The sequence below is a fragment of the Acidiphilium acidophilum genome, assembly GCF_033842475.1.
Classification (GTDB): Bacteria; Pseudomonadota; Alphaproteobacteria; order Acetobacterales; family Acetobacteraceae; genus Acidiphilium; species Acidiphilium acidophilum.
In genome coordinates, this window is the sequence record NZ_JAWXYB010000018.1 from 1,574,481 (window position 1) to 1,596,587 (window position 22,107).

The window sequence follows — 22,107 nt, forward strand, 5'->3', positions numbered from 1 at the left end:
GATGAGCGGCGTGGGGGATGTTCTGGATGATCTGGGTGATTTGCCCCGGCTGGAGCCGGGATCGGTGTGGCTTGCGGGGGCCGGGCCGGGTGATCCGGCGCATCTGACGTTGTTGACGCTGGCCGGGCTGCGGCAGGCGGATGCGGTGGTGCATGATGCGCTGGTCGATCCGCGGGTGCTGCGTCTGGCGGGGTCGGGGGCGCGGCTGATTGCGGCGGGCAAGCGCGGGGGCAAACCTTCGGCGGTGCAGGCGGATATCACGGCGCAGCTGATCGGGCTGGCGCACGAGGGGTTGCGGGTGCTGCGGCTGAAGGGCGGCGATCCGTTCATGTTCGGGCGGGGCGGCGAGGAGGCGTTGACGCTGGCGGCGGCGGGGGTGCGGTTCAGGATCGTGCCGGGGCTGACCTCGGGGCTTGCGAGCATGGCGAGCGGGTTGATCCCGCTGACGCTGCGCGGCGTCAATCAGGCGGTGGTGTTCGCGACCGGGCATGGCGCGGTGCGTGACGAAGGGATGGATTGGGCGGCGCTGGCGCGGCTGGGCCAGCCGATCGTGCTGTATATGGCGATGACCAATCTGGCGGCGATCTGTGCGGCGTTGATGGCGGGCGGGTTGGCGGGCGAGACGCCGGCGGCGGCGATCGCTTCGGCGACGCTGCCTTCGCAGCGGATTCTGATCAGCAGGCTGGATGCGCTGGTCGATGAGGTTGCGCGTGAGGGGATCGGGGCACCGGCGATCGTGGTGATCGGGGCGGTGGTGGCGGCGCGGGCTGCGCTGCTCGATTTGCTGCCTGCGCTTGCCTCGGTATGACGCGCGCGGTGATCATTGCGGCGCCGCGATCGGGGAGCGGCAAGACCACGGTGACGCTGGGGGTGTTGGCGGCGCTGCGGCGGTGCGGGGTTGCGGTGCGGGCGGCGAAATCGGGGCCGGATTACATCGATCCCGCGTTTCATGCGGCGGCGAGCGGAGCCGCGAGCGTCAATCTCGACAGTTGGGCGATGGGGCCTGCGCTGCTGGATCGGGTGATCGCGGCGCAGGCGGAGCCAGCGGAGATTCTGGTGATCGAATCGTCGATGGGGTTGTTCGACGGGGTGGGGACGACGCGGTTCCGGCGGGGGGCGGCGGCGGATATCGCGGCGCGGTATGACATTCCGGTGGTGCTGGTGCTCGATGTGTCCGGGCAATCGCAATCGGCGGCGGCGGTGGCGCGCGGGTTCATCGGGTTCGATCCGGATGTCCGGGTGGCGGGGGTGATTCTGAACCGGGTGGGGAGTGCGCGGCATCGGGATCAGGTGAGCGAGGCGATGGCGGCGGCGGGGATTGCGGTGCTGGGGTGCGTGATGCGCGATGCGGCGCTGTCCCTGCCGGAGCGGCATCTCGGGCTGGTGCAGGCGGGGGAACATGCGGGGCTCGCCGCGTTCATCGACCGGCTTGGCGATGTGGCGGGGCGGGATATCGATATCGACGGGTTGATCGCTGTGGCGGGCGGGCCGATCGGGGCGGCTTCGGGTTTGGCCCCGGGTCTGGCTCCGGGTCTGGCTCCTCCGGGGCAGCGTGTGGCGCTGGCGAGCGATGAGGCGTTCAGCTTCGTTTATCCGCATCTGCTCGCCGGATGGCGGGCGGCGGGGGCGGAGGTCGTGCGGTTTTCGCCGCTGGCGGATGAGGCCCCGCCGGCGGATTGCGATGCGTGCTGGTTGCCGGGCGGGTATCCCGAGCTTCATGCCGGGCGGCTCGCGGCGGCGCGGCGGTTTGCGAGTGGATTGCGGGATTTCGCGGCGAGCCGGCTTGTGCATGGGGAATGCGGCGGGTTCATGGTGCTCGGCGCGGGGCTGACCGATGCGGCGGGGGTGCGCCACGCGATGACCGGGCTGCTCGGGCAGGAGACCAGTTTCGCGCAGCGGCGGTTGCATCTGGGGTATCGGGCGGCGGTGCTGCTGGAGGATTGCGCCCTGGGCCGGGCCGGGCAGCGCTTGCGCGGGCATGAGTTTCATTATGCCTCGGTCACCGAACCGGGGGAGGATGCGCCGCTGGCGGTGCTGCGCGATGCGCGCGGGGTGGCGCTGCCGCCGCATGGCGGGCGGCGCGGCTGTGTTTCGGGTTCGTTTTTTCATGCGATTGCGCCGATCAACGAGGATGATGACGATGAGTGAATTCGACGATTTGCGGGCGCGGGTCAGTACCTTCGGGACCGGGGATGCAGCGGCGGAAGCGGCGGTGCGGGCGCGGCAGGACACGCTGACCAAGCCGCCGGGCAGCCTCGGGCGGCTGGAGGATCTGGCGGCGTGGCTGGCGCGCTGGCAAGGGCGGGCGATGCCACGGCTCGACCGGGTCGAGATTGTCGTGTTCGCGGGGAATCATGGCGTGGTGGCGCAGGGGGTTTCGTCCTTTCCGGCTGAAGTGACCGCGCAGATGGTCGGGAACTTCGCGGCGGGCGGGGCGGCGATCAATCAATTGGCGCGGGTCGCCGGGGCGGGGCTGCGGGTCGTGCCGGTCGAGGTTGCGAGGCCGACCGGCGATTTCACCGTGGGGACAGCAATGTCGGCGGATGAATTCCGGGCGGCGGTGGCGGTGGGGAGCGACGCGGTGGCGCCGGGGATCGATTTGTTGTGTCTCGGCGAGATGGGGATCGGCAATACCACGGTGGCGGCGGCGCTGGCGGCGGCGTTGTTCGGCGGGGGCGGCGCGGCGTGGGCCGGGCGCGGGACCGGGCTGGATCAGGCGGGTGTGGGGCGCAAGGCGGCGGTGATCGACCGTGGGCTCGCGCGCCATGAGGCGGTGCTGGCCGACCCGCTGGCGGCGGCGGCGGCGCTCGGGGGGCGGGAACTTGCGGCGATTCTGGGCGCGGTGATCGCGGCGCGCGAGCAGGGTGTGCCGGTACTGCTCGACGGGTTCGTGTGTACGGCGGCGGCGGCACCGCTGGCGGTGCTGGCTCAGGGTGGGTTGGATCATGCGCTGGTCGCGCATGTTTCGGCGGAAGCGGGGCATCGGCGGCTGGTGGCGGCGCTGGGGCAGGCGGCGTTGCTGGATCTGGGGATGCGGCTGGGCGAGGGGTCGGGTGCGGCGCTGGCGGTGCCGGTGCTGCGCGCGGCGGTGGCGTGCCATAGCGGGATGGCGAGTTTCGCCGAGGCCGGGGTTTCGGACGGTGCTGGTTAGGTTCGCATCATGAGATCGCGCCGGGGGGCGGAGTTGCTGGCGGCGATGGGGCTGCTGACCCGCTTGCCGCTCGGGCGCTATCTGCCGGGGCCGGATGAGGTCGATCAGGCGCAAAGCGTCCGGGCGTATCCGCTGGTGGGTGGGGTGGTCGGGCTGATCGCGGCCATGGGGTATGCGCTGGCGAGCGAGGCCGGGATGTCGCCTTTGCTCGCGGCGTTCTGGGCGCTGGTGGTCAACGGGCTGGTGACCGGCGCGCTGCACGAGGACGGGCTGGCGGATAGTGCGGATGGGCTCGCGGGGGGCCAGAGTGTGACGCGGCGGCTGGAGATCATGCGCGACAGCCGGATCGGCAGTTACGGGGCGCTGGCGCTGATGCTTTCGCTCGGGGTGCGGGGGGCGGCGATCGCGGCACTCGGAATCCCGGGAGTAGTGGCGGCGGGGGTGGTTTCGGCGGGGATGTTGGGGCGGATGGCGATGGTGCTGGTGATGTGGCGCGGGGAACCGGCGCGGCGGGACGGGTTGGCCGCAGGGATCGGGCCGATACCGCGCCATGCGGCGTGGACGGCGGCGGGGAGTGCGGCGCTGGTGTGCGTGGTGCTGCTCGGCGTGGTTCGTGCGGTGCTCGTGCTGGCAGTGACCGGGGGGCTCGCGTGGTGGTGGCGCGGCGTGGGGCGGCGCGCGATCGGTGGATATACCGGCGATACGCTGGGCGGGTTGGAAATCATCGTGGAATGTGTGGTGCTGAGCCTGTTGGCCGGGGTGATGGCGAAGGGCGGGTTCCGGGTTATGGGATCAGGGTGATCGAGCCCTGCGCCGGGGCGTGGGCCAGAAGGTCGGGCGGTTCGCCGCGCAGCAGGGGGATCAATAATTTGAGCGGGCCGCCATGGGAGACGATGATGACGGCACCGGGTATTTCGCGCAGGCGGGCGGCGATGGTGGTGATGCGGGCGAGCAGGGCCGCACCGGATTCGCCGCCGGGTGGAGCGAAATCGAGCGGGTCGGTGGCCCAGCGGTCGAGCGCGGGGCGGGGGATGTCGTTCCACGCCATTCCTTCCCACGCGCCGAAATCGATCTCGTGCAAAGCCGGATCGATGGTGGGCGTGAGGTGGTGGGCGGTGCCGATGGCATCGGCGAGGAGGCGGCAGCGCAGGGCGGGGCTGGTCAGGATGGCGGTGGGGGCGAAATGAGCGAGGCGCGCGGTGATGGCGGCGATGGCGGCGTGGCCTTCGGGGGCGAGGCCGAGATTGCTGCGCCCGTAGCAGATGCCGGGCGCGATGTCGGGTTTCGGGTGGCGCAGCAGGGCGAAGCGCGGGGTTGGGAGAGGTAGGTTCATGGCGGCGAGTGTAGCAAATGCGGACGAGTCGGAATTTTTGGCGGGTTTTGCCGGGGAGTTGATCCGCTTGTTCACGCTAAGGCGCGATGTCCGGCATTTTCGGACCGATGCGCTGCCGGACGGGTTGATCGAGGAGCTGCTCGGGGTGGCGTGCCTGTCGCCTTCGGTGGGTTACAGCCAGCCGTGGCGGTTCGTGATCGTGGAGAGTGCGCGCGCGCGGGGGGCGGTGCGGGCGAGTTTCGTTGCGGCCAATGCTGCGGCGGCGGCGGGATACGAGGCGGGACGATCGGCGGATTATGCCCGGCTCAAGCTCGCCGGGCTCGATGACGCGCCCTGCCATGTCGCGGTGTTCGCCGAACCCGATCCGGTGACCGGGCACGGGCTGGGACGCCAGACCATGCCGGAGACCGTGGCCTATTCGGTGGTCATGGCGATCCATACGCTGTGGCTTGCGGCGCGGGCGGCGGGCGTGGGGGTGGGATGGGTTTCGATCCTCGATCCGCAGGCGGTGTGCTCGGCGCTCGATGTGCCGGAGCAGTGGCGTCTGATCGGGTATTTGTGCATCGGCTATCCGCAGGAGCGGCATGAGACGCCGGAACTCGAACGGCGTGGGTGGGAACGGGCGCAGCCGGTCGAGGCGGTGATCTGTCGCCGGTGAGCGGCCACCCTATATGGGAGACAGCAACGAGGAGATGCCGAGGTGAAAGCGAAATCGATCGCGCCGATGGTGATGAGTGCCGCGCTGAGCGCGTGTTCGGTGGTGGGTATCCGCTCGGGGACGCCGGAGCCGAAATACAGCGTGATCGGCCATGTCGGCACCATCGAGATCCGGCGCTATGCGCCGCGCATCGCGGCGGAGACCACGATTGCGGGCAGTGCGGAACATGCGCGGTATCAGGGATTCCGCCGGTTGGCCGGGTATATTTTCGGGGGCAACAAGGCGCGGGCGAAGATTGCGATGACCGCTCCGGTTGCGCAGTCGGCTTCGGAAAAGATCGCGATGACCGCGCCGGTTGCGCAATCGGCGGCGGGAGCCGGGGCATGGACGATCAGGTTTTTCATGCCGCCGGGGTATACGATGGAGACGCTGCCGGTTCCCAACGATCCGCAGGTGCATCTGGTGCCAGTGCCGCCGGAGACCTACGCCGTGCTGCGGTTTTCCGGGGTGCCGAGCCCGGCTGCGGTGGCGCGCGAACAGGCGCGGCTGCTGGCGGCGTTGAAATCCTCGGTCTGGCAGCCCGATGGCGAGCCGACCGCGTGGTTCTATGATCCGCCCTGGACGATCCCGTTCCTGCGGCGCAACGAGGCGGCGGTGCCAGTGAAGCGCGAGCCGGGGTGATCGGCCGGGCGGCGCGGGGGTTAATCCCCGGGGCGCAGGAACGGGAGGTCGAGGGCGTGGGTGCGGGCACAGTCGATCGCGGTTTCGTAGCCGGCGTCGGCGTGGCGCATCACGCCGGTGGCGGGGTCGTTCCAGAGGACGCGGGCGAGGCGGGCGGCGGCGGCTTCGGTGCCGTCCGCCACGATGACCATGCCGGCGTGCTGGGAGTAGCCCATGCCGACGCCGCCGCCATGGTGCAGGGAAACCCAGGTGGCTCCAGAGGCGCAGTTGAGCAGGGCGTTGAGCAGGGGCCAGTCGGACACGGCGTCCGACCCGTCGCGCATGGCTTCGGTTTCGCGGTTGGGACTGGCGACCGAGCCGGAATCGAGGTGGTCGCGGCCGATGACGATGGGGGCGGAAAGCTCGCCGTTGGCGACCATTTCGTTGAAGGCGAGACCGAGGCGGTGGCGGTCGCCGAGGCCGACCCAGCAGATCCGCGCGGGCAGGCCCTGAAAGGCGATGCGTTCGCGCGCGAGGTCGAGCCAGTGGTGAAGGTGGGGATTGTCGGGGATCAGTTCCTTCACTTTCGCATCGGTGCGGTAGATGTCCTCCGGGTCGCCGGACAGGGCGGCCCAGCGGAACGGGCCGATGCCCCGGCAGAATAGCGGGCGGATATAGGCGGGGACGAAGCCGGGGAAGTCGAACGCGTCGGTCACGCCGACATCCTTCGCCATCGCGCGGATGTTGTTGCCGTAATCGAGCACCGGGATGCCCTGACGCCAGAAGCCGAGCATGGCGCGGACCTGATCGGCCATCGAGCGTTTGGCGGCGGCGGTGACGGCATCGGGGTCGGTGGCGCGGCGGTCTTCCCATTCGGCGAGGGTCCAGCCGGCGGGGAGGTAGCCGTTGAGCGGGTCGTGGGCGGAGGTCTGGTCGGTCACCATGTCCGGGCGGATGCCGCGCGCGAGGATTTCGGGGAAAATCTCGGCGGCGTTGCCGAGCAGGCCGATCGAGACCGGTTTGCCGGCGGCTTTCGCGTGGTCGAGCATGGCCATCGCCTCATCGAGGGTACGGGCCTGGGCGTCGAGGTAGCGGGTGCGCAGGCGCATGTCGATGCGGGTGGCGGAACATTCGACCGCGAGCATCGAGGCGCCGGCCATAGTGGCCGCGAGCGGCTGGGCGCCGCCCATGCCGCCGAGGCCGCCGGTGAGAATCCAGCGTCCTGCAAGGTTGCCGTCATAATGCTGGCGTCCGGCTTCGACGAAGGTTTCGTAGGTGCCCTGCACGATGCCCTGCGAGCCGATATAGATCCATGATCCCGCCGTCATCTGCCCGTACATCATGAGGCCACGGCGATCGAGTTCGTTGAAATGCTCCCAGTTGGCCCATTGGGGCACGAGGTTGGAGTTGGCGATCAGGACGCGCGGGGCATCCGCGTGGGTGCGGAAGACGCCGACCGGCTTGCCGGACTGGACCAGCAGGGTCTGGTCGGACTCAAGGGTGGTGAGGGCGGCGACGATGCGGTCGTAGCTGTTCCAGTCGCGGGCGGCGCGGCCGATGCCGCCATAGACGATGAGTTCCTCGGGGCGTTCGGCAACCTCGGCGTCGAGATTGTTCATCAGCATCCGCAAGGGCGCTTCGGTGAGCCAGGAGCGGGCGGTGAGGGTGGTGCCGCGCGGGGCGCGGATGGTCCTTGCGTTATCGAGGCGGCTGGACATCGCGGGACTCCGTGAGAATGTGGGTGAGGCAGAGATCGATGATGCGGCGCAGGAGGGTGCGGATCGGCGCGGCGCGCGCGGGTTCGTAGGGGGGTGGCCAGTTGGCCGGGGTGATCGGCAGGGGCGGTTCGTCGATATAGGCGCGGCAGGCGAGTTCGAGCTGGACGGCGTGGACGCCGTCCGGCGGGTTGCCGTAGTGGCGGGTGATGTAGCCGCCTTTGAAGCGGCCATTGACGACGTGGCTGAACGGGCTGGCGGCGCAGGCGGCGGCGAGCGAGCGGGTCAGGGCGGGGGCGGCGCTGGCATCGTTATTGGTGCCGATGTTGCAGACCGGGAGTTCACCTTCGAACAGGCGGGGGATGTGCGAGCGGATCGAATGGGCGTCGAACAGGACGATGGCGGGGTGCAGGGCGCGGAGCCGGGCGATCTCGGTGGCGAGGAGGTCGTGATAGGGCTGGAAATAGCGGGTGCGGCGGTGGTCGATTTCGGCTTCGTCGGGTTCGGTGTCGGGGTGGTAGAGGGGGTTGCCGTCGAAATCGAGGACGGGGCAGAGGCCGGTGGTGGCCATGCCGGGGTAGAGCGAGGCACCGGAAGGGTCGCGGTTGACGTCGATCACGCTGCGGGAGATCCGGGTGCGGATGATGGTGATGTCCTGCGCCTCGGCGAAATCGTAGAGGTGTTCGACCCACCAGTCGGTATCGGCGCGGGCCTGCCAGGGCGATGTGTAGCGATCCGCGATATCGGCGGGAAGCTCGGTGCCGGTATGGGGCAGGCTGAGGATCAGGCGGGACTCGCCTTGGCGGTGGGCGATGAAATCGGGGGGTGGCATGTCAGTTCGCCTTGGCGATTGCGCGCAAGGCACCGCTCGCGACCAGATGGCGGGCGTGGTCGATATCGGGTGCCAGCAGCCGGTCGTCGGTCAAAGGGGGGATTTCGCGGCGCAGCAGTGCGTGGGCGGCGCGGAGCGGGGCGCTGGTTTGCAGCGGGGCGAGACAGTCGAGCGCCTGGCAGGCGACGAGGTATTCGATGCCGAGGATGGCGGCGAGGTTTTCGGTCATTTGCAGGCTGCGGCGGGCACCGTGGGTCGCCATCGAGACATGGTCTTCCTGATTGGCGGAGGTCGGGATGGAATCGATGCTGGCGGGGTGGGCCATCATGCGGTTTTCGGCGGTAAGGGCGGCGGCGGTGACATGGGCGATCATGTAGCCGGAGTTGAGGCCGGGTTTCGGGGTCAGGAAGGCGGGCAGGCCGGAATGGGCGGGATCGACCAGCATGGCGATGCGGCGTTCCGCGATCGAGCCGGTCTCAGCGAGGGCCAGAGCCAGCAGGTCGGCGGCGAAGGCGACCGGTTCGGCGTGGAAATTGCCGCCGGAGATAACCTCGCCCTCGGCGGCGAAGACCAGGGGATTGTCGGTCACGCCATTGGCTTCGATGGTCAGGGTGCGTTCGACCTGGGCCAGCAGGTCGAAGACCGCGCCCATCACCTGCGGCTGGCAGCGCAGGCAGTAGGGGTCCTGCACCCGGGGATCGCCGATGCGGTGGGAATCGCGGATTTCGCTGTTCGCGATCAGGCGGCGAAGGGTGGCGGCAACCTCGATCTGGCCGGGATGGCCGCGCAGGGCGTGGATACGGGGATCGAACGGGGCATCGGAGCCACGGGCGGCATCGGTGCTCAGCGCGCCGGTGATCAGGGCGGACTGGCAGAGATCCTGTGCGGCGAACAGGGCGGTGAGCGCGATGGCGGTGGAGACCTGGGTGCCGTTGAGCAAGGCGAGGCCTTCCTTCGGGCCGAGGGTGAGCGGGGCGAGCCCGGCTTCGGCGAGGGCGGTGGCGGCGGGTTTGCGCACGTCGTGAACGATGGCGTCGCCGATGCCGAGCAGGCAGCAGGTCATGTGGGCGAGGGGCGCGAGATCGCCCGACGCACCGACCGAGCCCTGGGCGGGGATGACCGGGAGGATGTCGTGCGTGAGCAGGGCGATCAGGGCATCGATCGTTTCGGGGCGGATGCCGGAGGCGCCGTGGGCGAGGCTTACGATTTTCAGGCCGAGGATCAGGCGGATGATGGGGGCGGGCAGGGGATCGCCGACGCCGGCGGCGTGGGAGAGGACGAGGTTGCGTTGCAGGGTCGCGAGGTCGGCGCGGTCGATCCGCGTCGAGGCGAGCAGGCCGAAGCCGGTGTTGATGCCGTAGACCGCGTCGTCGCGCTGGACGATCGCGGCGACGGTGGCGGCACTGGCGGCGATCGCTGCGCGGCTTTCGCCGGTGAGGGTGAGGTGTTCGCCGGTCTGGATCGCGCGCCAGTGGGAGACTGACATATGGCCGGGGTTCAGGGTGATCATGCGTCGTTTCCCTTCAGGATACGCTGGTGCAGGGGCGCGGGGCCGATCCAGGCGAGGATTTCGGCGGGGTCGGCGACCGACCAGATCGCGAGGTCGCAGGATTTGCCGGTTTCGAGCGAACCGGTCTCGGCGGCGAGGCCGAGAGCGCTTGCCGCGTTGATGGTGATGCCGCGCCAGGCTTCGTCGAGGGTGAGGCCGAACAGGACGCAGGCCATGTGGGCGCAGAGGCGGAGCGACATGATCGGCGAGGTGCCGGGGTTGCAATCGGTGCCGATCGCGATGGCGCAGCCGGCGTGGCGCATGGCGGCGATATCGGGGGCGACCGGCTCGCGCAGTACGTAATAGGCACCGGGCAGCACCACGGCGACGGTGCCGGCGGCGGCCATGGCGGCGAGGCCTTCGGGGGCCGCGTATTCGAGGTGATCGGCGGAGAGTGCGGCGAAGCGGGCGGCGAGGGCGGCACCGCCGCCGTTGCTGAGTTGATCGGCGTGGAGTTTCACGGGCAGGCCGTGCGACCGGGCGGCTTCGAAGATTTCGGCGATTTCGGCGGGGGTGAAGGCGATGGATTCGCAGAACCCGTCCACCGCGTCGGCGAGGTGGTCGCGGGCGATCATCGGGATCATGGTGGTGCGGATCAGGTCGAGATAGGTGGCGCGGTCGTGCTCGGGCGGGAGTGCGTGGGCACCGAGATAGGTGGTGCGGACGCGCATGGTGGCATCGTTCAGCGCGCGGGCGGTGCGGAGGATGGCGAGTTCGGTGGTCTGGTCGAGCCCGTAGCCGGATTTGATCTCGATGGTGGTGACGCCTTCGACGCGCCAGGCGGCGAGGCGGTGTGCGGCATCGGCGTGGAGCCGGGATAAGGAGGCGGCGCGGGTGGCGCGCATGCTGGCGAGGATGCCGCCGCCGCCGCGGGCGATGTCGGCATAGGGAACGCCCGCGAGGCGGCGGGCGAATTCGTCCGAGCGGTCGCCCGCGAAGATCAGATGGGTGTGGGGGTCGATCAGGCCGGGGGTGATCCAGCGGCCTTCGCAGTCGATGATTTCGGGTGCTGTGAGGGTCGCAGGCAGGTCGCGCTGGGGGCCGCACCAGATGATTTTGCCTTCGCGGCAGGCGATCGCGCCGCGTTCGATCCGGGCGAGGCCAGGCGCGGCGGCGGCGCAGGTGGCCAGATTCGCGTTGATCCAGAGCCGGTCGCAGATCATGTCGCCCCCTTTGCCGGAGTTCATCAGTTGTATATACAACTGGTCGCGAAACTTGTTCAAGTCCGATGCCGGAGGCTGCGATGACACGTTGTTTGTGGTTCGACTGGGCCTGGGTTGATGAGCGGTGGCAGGAGCGGGTGGCGCTCGACATTGATGCGGCGGGGATGATTGCCGCCGTGCGGGTGGGCGTGCCGGCCGAGGAAGCCGAGATTGTGCCGGGCGCTGCGATGCCGGGGCTGGCGAACGTTCATAGCCATGCGTTCCAGCGGGCGATGGCGGGGCTGGCCGAGCGTGGCAACCGGCCCGGCGAGGATTTCTGGTCGTGGCGGCATGTGATGTACCGCATCGCCAATGAACTCGATCCCGATGAGGTCGAGGCGGTGGCGGCGATGGCTTATGTCGAGATGCTGGAGGCGGGGTTCACCGTGGTCGGTGAGTTTCATTACCTGCATCATGACCGCTCGGGTGCGGCTTATGCCGATCGGGCGGAGTTGGCCGGGCGGATCGTGGCGGCGGCGCGGGCGAGCGGGATCGGGCTGACCATGCTGCCGTGCCTGTATAGCGCGGGCGGGATCGGGCTGGCCTTCGAGCCGGGGCAGCGGCGGTTCATCAACGGGATCGATGCGTTCGGGCGGCTGCATGAGGAGATTGCCGGGATTCTGCGGCGGGAGATGCCGGGGGCGGTGCTCGGGGTGGCACCGCATTCGCTGCGGGCGGCGCGGCCTGAGGATGTGGCGCGGATCGGGGCGATGTTTCCGGCGGGGCCGGTTCATATCCATGCGGCGGAGCAGGTGGCCGAGGTCGAGGCGTGCGTGGCGGGGCTCGGGGCGAGGCCGGTGGCGTGGTTGCTCGATCGGGCCGGGGTGGATGGGCGGTGGTGCCTGATCCATGCGACGCATATTGATAATGCCGAGATTGGCGGCCTGGCCCGCAGCGGGGCGGTGGTCGGGCTATGCCCGTTGACCGAGGCGGATCTGGGCGACGGGATTTTTCCGGGGCCGGCGTTTCTGGCGGCGGGCGGACGGTTCGCGATCGGGAGCGATTCGTTGATCCGGATCGATGCCGCAGAGGAATTGCGGCAGTTCGATACCTCGCAGCGGTTGCGGGATCAGCGCCGGGTGGTGCTCAGCCCAGAGGGCTCGGCGGGGGCGGCACTGCTGCGGCGGGCTTGGGATGGCGGGCGGCGCGCGAGCGGTCAGGCAATGGGCCGGTTCGAGACCGGGGCGCGGGCGGATATTATTGTGCTCGATCGGGACGGGTCGGATCTCGCGGCGCTGCCGCCGTCCCTGTGGCTGGATCATTTCGTGTTCGTGGGTGGGAGGCGGGTGATCGATCGGGTTTATGCCGGGGGGGATCTGCGGGTCGAGCGGGGGGCGCACCACGCGCGGGAAGCGGTGGCGGCACGGTTTCGACCGGTGCTGCGGCGGTTGGCCGAAACATTGTGAGGTATCGGCGCGTCCGGATCGGGGCGCGCCGATACTTGTGCCGATCGGTGGCGGGTTAGCGCGCGCCGAGCAGAACGATGGCGATAGCGGGGGCGATCAAGATCCAGATCCAGATGAAGATGGGGTCCATCGGTTTGTTCCTCATGTTTGTTCGTTTGATCGTGAGGCCCGACCGATGAGGCTGGCTTGTTATCGAGCGGGTATCTTTACGTTTAAGGTCTGCCTGCCGGGGTTTCAATAACGAATTGGCATCATCGGTGATTTCCGGGCGTTCCGGATCAGGTGAGCAGGGCGTGGACGTCGGCGGCGGTGGGTGCGGCGAGGGCGGCGGCGGCGAGGGTCTGCGCCTCGGTGAGATCGGTCGTCCGGACGACGCGCTTGATCCGCAGGATTGCCCCGCCATGCATCGAGAACTGGCGGAGACCGAGGCCGATCAGGAGCGGGATGGTTTCGGCGCGGCTCGCGAGTTCGCCGCAGAGGGAGACCGGGATGGCGAAAGCCCGGGCGGCGTGGACCGTCATTGCGATCAGGCGGAGGACTGCGGGGTCGAGCGGGTCGTAGAGGCGGTTGGCGGTGGCGACCGAGCGATCGACCGCGAGGGTGTACATTGTGAGGTCGTTGGTGCCGATCGCGAAGAAGGCGGCTTCGGCGGCGAGCGTGCGGGCGATCAGGGCGGCGGCGGGGGTTTCGATCATGACGCCGAGTGCCGGAAGTTCGGCGGGCAGGCGGGTCTGCGCTGCCTGAAGCCGGCGCCAGACCCGGTGCAGGGCGGCGCGCACTTCGGTGAGTTCGCCGAGACTGCTGACCATCGGGATCATGATCCGCACATGGCCGTAGGCGGCGGCGCGGAGGATGGCCGCGAGCTGGAGTTCGAGCAAAGCGGGATGGTGGAGCAGCAGGCGCACCCCGCGCAGGCCGAGGGCGGGGTTGGGTTCGTGGACATCCGGCATGAGTTCGGCGGCGCCCGAAGCGTCGGATTGCTTGTCGCCGCCCCAGTCGAGCAGGCGGATCGTCACCGGGTCGCCGTCCATCGCCTGCACCGCTTCGCGGTAGGTGGTGAACTGGAGGTCTTCGTCGGGCAGGGTTTCGTGGTTCATGAACAGGAATTCGGTGCGCATCAGCCCGATTCCGGAGGCACCCGACTGGGCGATCATCGGCAGTTCGAACGGGAGTTCGAGATTGGCCTGCAATTCGATCGGGACGTGATCGCTCGTTTCGCAGGCGAGACGGCGGAGGCGGACGAGGCTGCGCTGGGCGCGGGCGAAACCGGCGCGCAGCCGCGCGGCTTCGGTGAGGCTGGCTTCGGTGGGGTTGAGGATGAGGGTGCCGGCTTCGCCATCGAGGATGGCGGTGGCACCTTCGCGGGTGGCGGCGATCAGCCCGGCGATGCCGGTGACGGCGGGCACGCCGATCGCGCGGAGCATGACGGCGGTATGATCGTCGGGCGAGCCGTCTTCGGTCGCGATACCGGCGAACTGGGCCGGGTTGATCAGGGCGGCATCCGACGGGCGGAGCCGTTCGACCACCAGGATGCTGCCGTGCGGCAGATCGGCGAAGCTGCGGAACGGCAGGCGGATCAGGTTGCGGAGCAGGCGGCGGCCCAGTTCGCGGATTTCCTCGGCCTGGCGCTGGGCGGCACCATCATCGGCGGTGCGGCGGGCGGCGAGGACCGCCTGGGCCTGATCCTCGGCGACATCGGCCACCGCCGTGGCGGCGGCGATCAGGCGTTCCTCGATCGCGCTGCGGATCGCGCGCATCAGGCGGGAGCGGCCGAGCATGTGGATATGGGCGTCGATCAGGGGGGCAAGCTCGGTTCGCGCGGTTTCCGGCAGGGCGGCGAGGCGGGCGTGCAGGCGTTCGAGCTGGCGGCGGGACTGGATGACGGCGGCTTCGAACTGCTGAAGCTCGCCGGCAATGTCGGTTGCCGCGATTTTCAGGCGCGGGGCGGCGAGGACCGGCTCATCGGCAAAGGTGACCGGCCCGATGCCGAGACCGGCGACGATCGGGGTGCCGGTTAGTCTGGTTTGACGGCGTGTCCGCGGGCGGCTCGTTGTCATGCCGGATCATCGGGGCAAAGCCCGTGCAGATCAAGGACGGCGAGAGCGGGCGCGGCCAAAGCGGACATGGGGTCAGCCGGTTTCGTAGAACCCGGCATCGATCAATTCGACCACGGCGGCCATGGCTTCCTTGGCATCCCACCCGTCGGCGGCGATTTCGACGGTCGAGCCCTGGCCGGCGCCGAGCATCATCAGGCCCATGATCGATTGGGCGGAGACCGACTGACCATCCCGCGAGACCTCGACCGAGGCGCTGAATTTTTCGGCGAGGGTAACGAGTTTGGCGGCGGCGCGGGCGTGCAGGCCACGGGTGTTGCGGATTGTGACCTCCTGCACCAGGCGGGTCGAGGAGGCGTCCTCTTCATCGGTCATGGTTCATCGATCATGGTTCATCGATTATCGGATCAAGCCAGCAATCTCAGCCGCATGCGCGGCGGGGCGTGATCGGGTGGACGACCTCGGAACCGCAGGCGATGTATTTCCGTCCGGCGGCTTCGGCGATGTGGACGGCATCGACGAGGGTGTGGCTGCCGCGGATTTTCGCGAGCTTGACCAGCATCGGCAGGTTGACGCCGGCGATCACCTCGACGTTCGAGCGGTTGAGCATCGACATCGACAGGTTGCACGGCGTGCCGCCGAACATGTCGGTCAGGACCACCACACCGTCGCCGGTATCGACCTCGGCGACCCGCTCGGCGATTTCGCGGCGCTGGGTTTCGATGTCGGCATCGGCTTCGACCGAGACGGTCGCGACGTTGCGCTGCGGACCGACGACATGCTCCATCGCCTCGCGCAGGGCGACTCCGAGATTACCGTGGCTAACCAGGACGAGCCCGATCATTTCGACGCTCCGCTCATGAGGATTCTCCGAATTCCACCCGGATTTTCGGGTTGCGCCGCCGGGCGGCTGTCCGGCTGCGGTGGTTGTTGAATGGTCTGACGTTCCGAAGCGATCCCGTCGAGTTCGCGATGTTCGATCCTGACCGTCCAGTTCTGCGACTGGAGCAGGCGGGCGAGGTGCTCGATCAGGGTGACCGAGCGATGACGCCCGCCGGTGCAGCCGATTGCGATCGTCGCGTATTTTTTGCCTTCCCGCACGAAGCGCGGCAGCATGAAGGCGACGAGACCGCCCAGGCGGTCGCAGAATTCGGCGTAATCCGGGTCTGATCGGATATAGGCACGAACCGGCTCATCGAGGCCGGTCTGTGGACGCAGGTCGGGTATGTAATGCGGGTTGCGCAGGAAGCGGGCGTCGAACACGAGGTCGGCCTCGCGCGGCAGGCCGGCGGGAAAGGCAAAGGAGATCAGGGTGATGGCAAGGCCGGGGCCGTCGCTCGCGAAACGGGCCTCGATCATGCGGCGGAGGGTGGCGAGCGGCAGGTCCGACGTGTCGATCACCCAGTCCGCCGAGTCGCGCAGGCGGCTGGTGAGATCCTGTTCGGTGGCGATGCCTTCGGCGACCGTGCCCTGCGGCGCAAGGGGATGACGGCGGCGGGTTTCGGTGAAGCGGCGCTGGAGCACTTCGGTCGAGGCGATGGTGAAGATCAGTTCGGGCTGGATCGTGCCGGTGCGGCGCAGGCGGGCGAGGGTTTCGATGATCTGTTCGGCGGAGAAATCGCGGGTCCTGGCGTCGATCCCGACCGCGAGGTTGCGTTCGGCGCCGATCAGGGTTTCGACCATGCTGAGGGGGGGATTGTCGACCGCCTCGTAGCCGATGTCTTCGAGGGTGCGGAGGACGGAGTTTTTGCCGGCCCCGGAGAGTCCGCTGACCACGATGAGGCGTGGGACGGTGCGGGCGGGGGGCGGCGGCATCATGAGGCGAAGGCACCGCAGGATTGGGTTTTTCGGCCGCAGGCGGCTTCGAGCGCCCAGGTGATGCGGATGGCGGCGGTCGGCGTGACCGGATCGATCCGGATTTCGGGGATGCCGAATTCGGGATGGGTGCGGGGTTCCGGCAACCGGGGGGCGGGACCGTCGAGGTGGACCGCGAGGCGGAGGTGCGCCGAAGGGCGGTGGGGCAGGTGGAAAATGCCGAGACCGCGCACCTCCATCAGACCATCGAGACGAAAGGCGGGGCGCACCCTCCCGCGATCGAGCTCGAACTGATCGTCACCGACGAGTTCGAAGCCGCGATCGATCAGTTGGAGCAACAGATCCGATTTGCCGGAACCCGGAGGACCGAGCAGCACCACCGCATCATCGCCGAACGCAGCGCAGGAACCGTGAAAAGCCATCGTATCAGGATTGTGGCAAGTTTCGGGATGAAACAAAAGGGGCAGATGGCACAGAACAGTCCGAATCTTTATGATTTTGTAAGATGTTGATGATTTCAGCCCGTTTTTCGTGAGAGGGCAGCCGTAGATACAACCATAAATTGCCAGGGAAAATTGCCGGATGGACGAATAATGCGCGCGCGTTGGCGGGGGCGGCTTGCGGCAGCGGGGGGATCACGGTCTAATTGTTGCGACACTGGATTGGAGACGATGATGGATGCGCGGCGGCCGGTATTGATCGTGGGGGCGGGTTTTGCGGGGGCGGTTCATGCCCGGCTGCTAGCCGAGGCGGGCTACCGGGTCGATGTGATCGACGTGCGGCCTCATATTGCGGGCAATGCCTATGATCACGTCGATGCCAACGGCATCAGGGTGCATGCCTACGGGCCGCATCTGTTTCACACGAAGAACCGGGCGGTCGCCGACTGGCTGCGGACGTATGGAACCTTCGTCGATTATTCCCACAAGGTCAGGGCGTTGCTGCCTTCGGGTGCGCTGGCGCCGCTGCCGATCAATCTCGATACCGTCAACATGGTGTTCGGGACCGGCTATACGACCGCGGAGGAGGTGGCCGCGCATCTCGCGCGGGTGGCGGTGCCGATCGCCGCACCGGCGAATGCCGCAGAATATCTCTATGCCAATATCGGGCGCGACCTGACCGATCTGTTTTTCCGGCCCTACACGAAGAAGATGTGGCAGTTCGATCTCGAAGACATGGCGGCTGCGGTGGTGAAGCGGATTCCGCTGCGCTCCGACCGGAGCGACACCTATTTCGCCGATGACGAGATCCAGATGATGCCGCGTGATGGTTACACTGCGGTGTTCGAGCGGATGTTCGATCATGCGAATATCCGGGTGACGCTCGAAACCGCGTTCGATGACGCCATGCTGGGCGATTACGGGTTCTGTTTCAACGCCATGCCGATCGATGTGTTTTACGGACATCAGGAAGGCGAACTGCCCTATCGCTCGATCAGGTTCCATACCCGAACGGCGACCGACGCGGCCCCGCAGGCGTGGAGCGTGACCAATTTCACCGATTCGGGGCCGCTGACCCGCGAGACGCGGTGGGACTGCCTGCCGCACCATATCGTGACCGAAACGGGACGGCGCACCGTGACGGCGGAGGAACCCTGCGATTATCGGGATAACGGGTTCGAGCGGTATTATCCGGTGCGGACCGCGGACAACCGGTTTCATGATATTTATTTGAAATACAAGGAACTGGCCGCGAAAGCCAATCCTGAAATGGCCTTTATCGGCCGGTGCGGCACCTATCAGTATCTCGACATGGATCAGGTCATCAACCAATCGCTGGCTTCGGCGCGGCGCTGGCTGGCGGAGCGGGATTGACCCGACGCAGCCTGCCGTGCTCGTAACGTCGCCGTAACGCCAGGCAAAGCCGGCTGGCTTCATCTTGTGCCGAACAGGGCATGTCACCATGTCTGTCCGCTCAGAACCGTGCCGGTCAACGATAGGAAATCTGAATGCCGGCTCGACGCCGCGCGATCATCGCCGCCAGTGTTGTCGCACCTTTCGTGCTGCGGGTGCGGCGTGCGCGCGCGATGCCTTCGAGCTTCGCGCCGCTGGTGCGGATGGTCGCACCCGTCGTGGTCGGGGTTTCGGTCACGCAATATAGCGGGGCGCCGCGCCCCTCGCCGCCGGTCCTGCCATCGCCGCGTGCGCCGATCCCCGGTCAGCCGCGCACCCGTCCGCAGGATTATGCCGGGACCGAGGTGAGCAAGGCCGCCGGTTCGGGGTTCATCATCACCGCCTCGGGCATCATCGTCACGAACAACCATGTGGTTGGTAATGCCGCCGAGATCGTGGTGACGCTGGATGACGGGCGGCGGGTGAAGGCGGAGGTGATCGGCACCGATCAGCTGACCGATCTTGCGATCATCCGGATCGATACCGGGCGGGATCTGCCCTTTGCGATCTGGGGCGATTCGGCGCGGATGCAGGTGGGGGACTGGATCCTCGCGGGTGGCAATCCGTTCGATCTTGGTACCTCGTTCACCGCCGGGATCATTTCGGCGCGGGGGCGGGAGATCGGCGATGGGCCGTTCGATCATTTCCTGCAGCTCGATGCGCCGATCAACCCGGGGAATTCGGGTGGGCCGTCATTCGACATGCGGGGCCATGTGATCGGGGTGAATACCGCCATCGTCTCGCCTTCTGGCGGGTCGGTCGGGATCGGGTTTGCGATCCCCTCGAACATGGCGCGGCGGATCGTGACGGCGCTGATCGCCCATGGCAGCATTCCGCGCGGCTGGCTCGGGGTTTCGGTGCAGGACCGCACCAGCGGGCCGGGGGTCCGGCTCACGGGAGTCGATAGTTCGGGTCCGGCGGGTCGAGCCGGGTTGCAGCCCGGTGACATCGTGCTTGCGATCAACCATCTGCCGGTGAACGATGCGAGCGCGCTCATCCGGGCGATCGCATCGGTGCCGCCGGGAACGGATGAGCATCTGCGTATGGATCGGGGGGGTCGGATGTTCGACCTTTCGGTAAGAGTCGGCCGCAGGCCGGCGGAACTGGGGAGTGACTGATGCGTATACTCGTAGTGGAAGACGACAAGGACGTTGCCGGATTTGTGGTCAAAGGGCTGCGCGAGGCCGGGCATACGGTCGAGCACGCCGATAACGGGCGCGACGGGCTGTTCATGGCGGCATCGGAGAATTTCGATGCGATCATTCTCGACCGGATGCTGCCGGGCGGGATCGACGGGCTGCGGTTGCTCGAAACGCTGCGGGCGCAGGACAACGCGACGCCGGTGATGTTTCTCTCGGCGCTCGGGCAGGTCGATGACCGGGTGAAGGGGCTCAAGGCCGGGGGCGACGACTACCTGACCAAGCCGTTCGCCTTCGCTGAACTGCTCGCACGGGTCGAGGCGATGTCGCGCCGGGGCGAGGGCGAGGGGCCGACCACGCGGCTCGGCGTGGGCGATCTGGAGATGGATCTGCTTTCGCGCGGGGTGAAGCGGGCGGGGCAGAAGATCGATCTGCAGCCACGCGAGTTCCGGTTGCTGGAATATCTGATGCGCCATGCCGGGCAGGTGGTGACCCGCACCATGCTGCTGGAAGGCGTGTGGGATTATCATTTCGACCCGCAGACCAACGTGATCGATGTGCATATCTCGCGCCTGCGCCAGAAGATCGACAAGCCGTTCGAGGCACCGCTGCTGCACACGGTGCGTAATGCGGGGTATATGCTGCGGGTCGAGGAACCCTGAGCCCGGCGGGATGAGTTCATCCGCGCCCGACCAGCCTGAGACGACGACGTCAGCAATCCGCCCGGTGCGGTGGCGGCGGCTGTTGCGTTCGGCCGGGGTGCGGTTCGCGGTGCTTTACGCGCTGGTGTTCGGGGTTTCCACAATCCTTCTGGCGGCGTCGCTGCGCTATTCGACGATCGGGCTGCTGGATCGTCAGACCCATGAGGCAATCAGGACCGATGCGCGGGGCCTCGCGGCGCATTTCAAGACCGGCGGCCTTTCGGCGCTGGTGCTGACGCTGGACGGGCGGATCAACGAGGATATCAACGAGAACGCGATCTACCTGCTGGTCGATCCGCTGGGCAACCGGATTGCGGGGAATTTGTCACGCTGGCCGCAGGGCATCGATACGCCGCAGGTCTGGTATCAGGTGCCGGTGGAGCGATCGGGCAAGCGATCGCATGCGCTGATGCGTTTTTACGACCTGCCGGGGGGCTTCCAGTTGTTGGTCGGGCGCGATGTCAGCGCCCGGACACAACTGCGCCGGTTGCTGCGCGATGGGTTGATCTGGGCGCTTGCGGCGATGGTTCTGCTGGGCGCGCTCGGGGCGCTGATCATTCGCGGCCTGTTCAAGCGGGCGCTGGCCGATATTTCCGCGACGACCCGTGCGATCGCACGTGGCGATCTGACGCAGCGGGTGCGCCGGTCGGGTCATGGCGATGAGTTCGACGAGCTGGCCGAGACCATCAACGACATGCTCGACCGCATTACCAAGCTGATGAACGGGGTGCGCGAAGTATCGAACGCGATTGCGCATGATTTACGGACGCCGATCACGCGCGCGCGGGCTCGGCTGGAGGATGCTGCCTCCCACGCGCGCACCGAGGAGGAATTGCGCGGCGCGGTCGACCGGGCGACCGGGGAACTGGACGGGGTGGTCAAGGTGTTTCAGGCGCTGTTGCGGATCGCGGAGATCGAGGCGGGGGCCCGGCGCTCGGCTTTCGCCAATATCGATCTCACCCTGGTGCTGGAGGATCTGGCCGAGTTTTTCGAGGCGGTGGCCGAGGAGCGGCACATTGCGATCGATACCCGCTGGCCGCCCGACCTGCCGATGGTGGGCGACCGGGACATGCTCCAGCAGGCGGTCGCGAATCTGCTGGAAAACGCGATCAAATTTTCGCCGCCCGATCATCGTGTGGCCATTTCGGCGCGGATGGATGCGGCGGATATCGAGATCGAGATCGCGGATGAGGGGCCGGGGATTCCCGAAGCCGATCGCCCGCGCGCAACCGAGCGGTTCTACCGGGGCGAACTGGCACGCTCGACGCCGGGGACCGGCCTCGGCCTCGCGCTGGTTGCGGCGATCGCGCAGTTGCATGGCGGGGTGTTGCGCCTCGAAGATAATGCGCCGGGACTGCGGGCGGTGTTGGTGCTGCCGCGCCGGGCGCTCAATCCGGAAGCGACCTTGCGGATCAAGCTGTGGGCCCAGACGGTTCGCAAGGCGGAGACGCAGAGCGGGGCCGACGCTCAGCGCGGGGCATAGGCAACGCGGGATCAGACGGTGGGGCGCGATTTCAGCAGATCGCGGATTTCGGTCAGCAACAGTTCCGAAGGCGTCGGCGGTGGTTCGACCGCGGGCGCCGGGGGCGGCTTGCGGTAGAGTTTCTGGATCAGCCGGACCATCCAGAAGATCGCGAAGGCGACGATGACGAAATTGATGATCGCATTGATGAACAGGCCGTAGTTCAGCGTGACCGCGCCGGCTTTCTTGGCTGCCGCGAGGGTGGGTTCGACCGTGCCCTTGAGGGTGATGAAATGGTTGGAGAAATCGACGCCGCCGGTGATCAGGCCGATCACCGGGTTGATGATATTGGCGACCAGACTGGAGACGATGCCGGTGAAGGCGGCACCGATGACGACGGCGACGGCGAGATCGACGACATTGCCGCGCAACAGGAAAGTCTTGAATTCGTCCACCCAACCGGGGGTTTTTGGCCGGAACGATTGCGACACGTCGATCTCCCTGTCTGCTCGCGTTCGCGTGTAAATCATTATCCGAT

The 22,107-nt window shown here is 67.8% G+C and carries 22 protein-coding genes; 11 read left to right on the plus strand and 11 right to left on the minus strand.

Translation table 11 applies throughout. The features are described from left to right. Position 1 precedes the first annotated feature (1 nt). The 4 genes from cobA to SIL87_RS10105 are packed head-to-tail and all read left to right on the plus strand — an operon-like array spanning position 2 to position 3,952. Positions 2 to 808, plus strand: a complete 807-nt coding sequence (gene cobA / locus SIL87_RS10090) for a uroporphyrinogen-III C-methyltransferase (protein ID WP_319614047.1) — start codon at positions 2 to 4, stop codon at positions 806 to 808. Continuing rightward, positions 805 to 2,148 carry a cobyrinate a,c-diamide synthase gene (locus tag SIL87_RS10095; protein ID WP_319614048.1) on the plus strand — a complete coding sequence of 448 codons (1,344 nt, stop codon included), beginning with the start codon at positions 805 to 807 and terminating at the stop codon, positions 2,146 to 2,148. Before cobA ends, SIL87_RS10095 begins: the two co-directional genes overlap by 4 nt. Continuing rightward, positions 2,141 to 3,151: a nicotinate-nucleotide--dimethylbenzimidazole phosphoribosyltransferase gene (gene cobT / locus SIL87_RS10100; protein ID WP_319614049.1), complete on the plus strand. Its 1,011-nt coding sequence runs from the start codon at positions 2,141 to 2,143 to the stop codon at positions 3,149 to 3,151. Before SIL87_RS10095 ends, cobT begins: the two co-directional genes overlap by 8 nt. A gap of 9 nt (positions 3,152 to 3,160) precedes the next feature. Further along, on the plus strand, positions 3,161 to 3,952 hold the full coding sequence (locus SIL87_RS10105) for an adenosylcobinamide-GDP ribazoletransferase (RefSeq protein WP_319614050.1): 792 nt from the start codon (positions 3,161 to 3,163) through the stop codon (positions 3,950 to 3,952). On the opposite strand, the gene cobC is transcribed toward SIL87_RS10105, so the two are convergent. After that, positions 3,936 to 4,484 carry an alpha-ribazole phosphatase family protein gene (gene cobC / locus SIL87_RS10110; RefSeq protein WP_319614051.1) on the minus strand — a complete coding sequence of 183 codons (549 nt, stop codon included), beginning with the start codon at positions 4,482 to 4,484 and terminating at the stop codon, positions 3,936 to 3,938. The two genes, SIL87_RS10105 and cobC, sit on opposite strands and share 17 nt — an antisense overlap. Here cobC and bluB point away from each other — a divergent pair. Beyond that, on the plus strand, positions 4,483 to 5,142 hold the full coding sequence (gene bluB, locus SIL87_RS10115) for a 5,6-dimethylbenzimidazole synthase (RefSeq protein WP_319614052.1): 660 nt from the start codon (positions 4,483 to 4,485) through the stop codon (positions 5,140 to 5,142). The two genes, cobC and bluB, sit on opposite strands and share 2 nt — an antisense overlap. A 42-nt stretch (positions 5,143 to 5,184) precedes the next feature. Beyond that, positions 5,185 to 5,823, plus strand: coding sequence for an SOUL family heme-binding protein (locus tag SIL87_RS10120; RefSeq protein WP_319614053.1), 639 nt, complete (start codon positions 5,185 to 5,187; stop codon positions 5,821 to 5,823). A gap of 20 nt (positions 5,824 to 5,843) precedes the next feature. Here SIL87_RS10120 and hutU read toward each other — a convergent pair whose 3' ends face one another. The 4 genes from hutU to hutI are packed head-to-tail and all read right to left on the minus strand — an operon-like array spanning position 5,844 to position 11,121. Next, positions 5,844 to 7,520 (minus strand): urocanate hydratase, encoded by a 1,677-nt coding sequence (hutU, locus tag SIL87_RS10125; protein ID WP_319614054.1) that lies wholly within the window; start codon positions 7,518 to 7,520, stop codon positions 5,844 to 5,846. After that, positions 7,501 to 8,349 carry an N-formylglutamate deformylase gene (gene hutG, locus SIL87_RS10130; protein ID WP_319614056.1) on the minus strand — a complete coding sequence of 283 codons (849 nt, stop codon included), beginning with the start codon at positions 8,347 to 8,349 and terminating at the stop codon, positions 7,501 to 7,503. Before hutG ends, hutU begins: the two co-directional genes overlap by 20 nt. 1 nt (position 8,350) lies before the next feature. Next, entirely contained in the window at positions 8,351 to 9,859 is a 1,509-nt protein-coding gene (hutH, locus tag SIL87_RS10135) for a histidine ammonia-lyase (RefSeq protein ID WP_405055226.1), read from the minus strand. Then, positions 9,856 to 11,121 carry an imidazolonepropionase gene (gene hutI / locus SIL87_RS10140; protein ID WP_319614058.1) on the minus strand — a complete coding sequence of 422 codons (1,266 nt, stop codon included), beginning with the start codon at positions 11,119 to 11,121 and terminating at the stop codon, positions 9,856 to 9,858. The genes hutH and hutI overlap by 4 nt, the downstream gene beginning before the upstream one ends. Before the next feature lie 20 nt (positions 11,122 to 11,141). On the opposite strand from hutI, the gene SIL87_RS10145 reads away from it, so the two are divergent. Further along, entirely contained in the window at positions 11,142 to 12,506 is a 1,365-nt protein-coding gene (locus SIL87_RS10145) for a formimidoylglutamate deiminase (RefSeq protein WP_319614059.1), read from the plus strand. Between the two features lie 278 nt (positions 12,507 to 12,784). Here the strand turns inward: SIL87_RS10145 and ptsP are convergent, their stop codons facing one another. The 5 genes from ptsP to SIL87_RS10170 form a co-directional block, all read right to left on the minus strand. Further along, positions 12,785 to 14,563 (minus strand): phosphoenolpyruvate--protein phosphotransferase, encoded by a 1,779-nt coding sequence (gene ptsP / locus SIL87_RS10150; RefSeq protein WP_319614060.1) that lies wholly within the window; start codon positions 14,561 to 14,563, stop codon positions 12,785 to 12,787. 72 nt (positions 14,564 to 14,635) lie between these two features. Next, on the minus strand, positions 14,636 to 14,935 hold the full coding sequence (locus tag SIL87_RS10155) for an HPr family phosphocarrier protein (protein WP_319614061.1): 300 nt from the start codon (positions 14,933 to 14,935) through the stop codon (positions 14,636 to 14,638). Between the two features lie 46 nt (positions 14,936 to 14,981). Next, a complete protein-coding gene (locus SIL87_RS10160; protein ID WP_319614062.1) occupies positions 14,982 to 15,404 on the minus strand; it encodes a PTS sugar transporter subunit IIA in 423 nt (140 codons plus the stop codon). Continuing rightward, on the minus strand, positions 15,401 to 16,378 hold the full coding sequence (rapZ, locus tag SIL87_RS10165) for an RNase adapter RapZ (RefSeq protein WP_319614063.1): 978 nt from the start codon (positions 16,376 to 16,378) through the stop codon (positions 15,401 to 15,403). The genes SIL87_RS10160 and rapZ overlap by 4 nt, the downstream gene beginning before the upstream one ends. Beyond that, on the minus strand, positions 16,375 to 16,797 hold the full coding sequence (locus SIL87_RS10170; protein WP_319614064.1) for an HPr kinase/phosphorylase: 423 nt from the start codon (positions 16,795 to 16,797) through the stop codon (positions 16,375 to 16,377). Before SIL87_RS10170 ends, rapZ begins: the two co-directional genes overlap by 4 nt. Positions 16,798 to 17,046: 249 nt before the next feature. Between SIL87_RS10170 and SIL87_RS10175 the strand changes: the two genes are divergently transcribed. The 4 genes from SIL87_RS10175 (at position 17,047) to SIL87_RS10190 (ending at position 21,590) form a co-directional block, all read left to right on the plus strand. Further along, positions 17,047 to 18,189: a UDP-galactopyranose mutase gene (locus SIL87_RS10175; RefSeq protein ID WP_319614065.1), complete on the plus strand. Its 1,143-nt coding sequence runs from the start codon at positions 17,047 to 17,049 to the stop codon at positions 18,187 to 18,189. Between the two features lie 134 nt (positions 18,190 to 18,323). Then, positions 18,324 to 19,385: a S1C family serine protease gene (locus SIL87_RS10180; RefSeq protein ID WP_319614066.1), complete on the plus strand. Its 1,062-nt coding sequence runs from the start codon at positions 18,324 to 18,326 to the stop codon at positions 19,383 to 19,385. Continuing rightward, positions 19,385 to 20,068, plus strand: coding sequence for a response regulator transcription factor (locus SIL87_RS10185; RefSeq protein ID WP_319614067.1), 684 nt, complete (start codon positions 19,385 to 19,387; stop codon positions 20,066 to 20,068). Before SIL87_RS10180 ends, SIL87_RS10185 begins: the two co-directional genes overlap by 1 nt. Positions 20,069 to 20,078: 10 nt before the next feature. Then, a complete protein-coding gene (locus tag SIL87_RS10190; protein WP_319614068.1) occupies positions 20,079 to 21,590 on the plus strand; it encodes a sensor histidine kinase in 1,512 nt (503 codons plus the stop codon). An 11-nt stretch (positions 21,591 to 21,601) separates the two neighbouring features. On the opposite strand, the gene mscL is transcribed toward SIL87_RS10190, so the two are convergent. Then, complete coding sequence (mscL, locus tag SIL87_RS10195) at positions 21,602 to 22,060, minus strand: large conductance mechanosensitive channel protein MscL (RefSeq protein ID WP_319614069.1); 459 nt, start codon at positions 22,058 to 22,060, stop codon at positions 21,602 to 21,604. Positions 22,061 to 22,107 lie beyond the last annotated feature (47 nt).

Excerpts from the sequence above, each read along its gene's own strand:
- SIL87_RS10145 (WP_319614059.1), top strand. The coding sequence starts at position 11,142 with ATGACACGTTGTTTGTGGTTCGACTGGGCCTGGGTTGATGAGCGGTGG.
- SIL87_RS10180 (WP_319614066.1), top strand. The coding sequence starts at position 18,324 with ATGCCGGCTCGACGCCGCGCGATCATCGCCGCCAGTGTTGTCGCACCT.
- bluB (WP_319614052.1), top strand. The coding sequence starts at position 4,483 with ATGGCGGCGAGTGTAGCAAATGCGGACGAGTCGGAATTTTTGGCGGGT.
- cobA (WP_319614047.1), top strand. The coding sequence starts at position 2 with ATGAGCGGCGTGGGGGATGTTCTGGATGATCTGGGTGATTTGCCCCGG.
- cobT (WP_319614049.1), top strand. The coding sequence starts at position 2,141 with ATGAGTGAATTCGACGATTTGCGGGCGCGGGTCAGTACCTTCGGGACC.
- ptsP (WP_319614060.1), bottom strand. The coding sequence starts at position 14,563 with ATGACAACGAGCCGCCCGCGGACACGCCGTCAAACCAGACTAACCGGC.
- cobC (WP_319614051.1), bottom strand. The coding sequence starts at position 4,484 with ATGAACCTACCTCTCCCAACCCCGCGCTTCGCCCTGCTGCGCCACCCG.
- rapZ (WP_319614063.1), bottom strand. The coding sequence starts at position 16,378 with ATGATGCCGCCGCCCCCCGCCCGCACCGTCCCACGCCTCATCGTGGTC.
- SIL87_RS10170 (WP_319614064.1), bottom strand. The coding sequence starts at position 16,797 with ATGGCTTTTCACGGTTCCTGCGCTGCGTTCGGCGATGATGCGGTGGTG.
- hutU (WP_319614054.1), bottom strand. The coding sequence starts at position 7,520 with ATGTCCAGCCGCCTCGATAACGCAAGGACCATCCGCGCCCCGCGCGGC.
- SIL87_RS10190 (WP_319614068.1), top strand. The coding sequence starts at position 20,079 with ATGAGTTCATCCGCGCCCGACCAGCCTGAGACGACGACGTCAGCAATC.
- SIL87_RS10105 (WP_319614050.1), top strand. The coding sequence starts at position 3,161 with ATGAGATCGCGCCGGGGGGCGGAGTTGCTGGCGGCGATGGGGCTGCTG.
- hutH (WP_405055226.1), bottom strand. The coding sequence starts at position 9,859 with ATGATCACCCTGAACCCCGGCCATATGTCAGTCTCCCACTGGCGCGCG.
- SIL87_RS10175 (WP_319614065.1), top strand. The coding sequence starts at position 17,047 with ATGATGGATGCGCGGCGGCCGGTATTGATCGTGGGGGCGGGTTTTGCG.
- hutG (WP_319614056.1), bottom strand. The coding sequence starts at position 8,349 with ATGCCACCCCCCGATTTCATCGCCCACCGCCAAGGCGAGTCCCGCCTG.
- SIL87_RS10095 (WP_319614048.1), top strand. The coding sequence starts at position 805 with ATGACGCGCGCGGTGATCATTGCGGCGCCGCGATCGGGGAGCGGCAAG.
- SIL87_RS10155 (WP_319614061.1), bottom strand. The coding sequence starts at position 14,935 with ATGACCGATGAAGAGGACGCCTCCTCGACCCGCCTGGTGCAGGAGGTC.
- SIL87_RS10160 (WP_319614062.1), bottom strand. The coding sequence starts at position 15,404 with ATGATCGGGCTCGTCCTGGTTAGCCACGGTAATCTCGGAGTCGCCCTG.
- SIL87_RS10185 (WP_319614067.1), top strand. The coding sequence starts at position 19,385 with ATGCGTATACTCGTAGTGGAAGACGACAAGGACGTTGCCGGATTTGTG.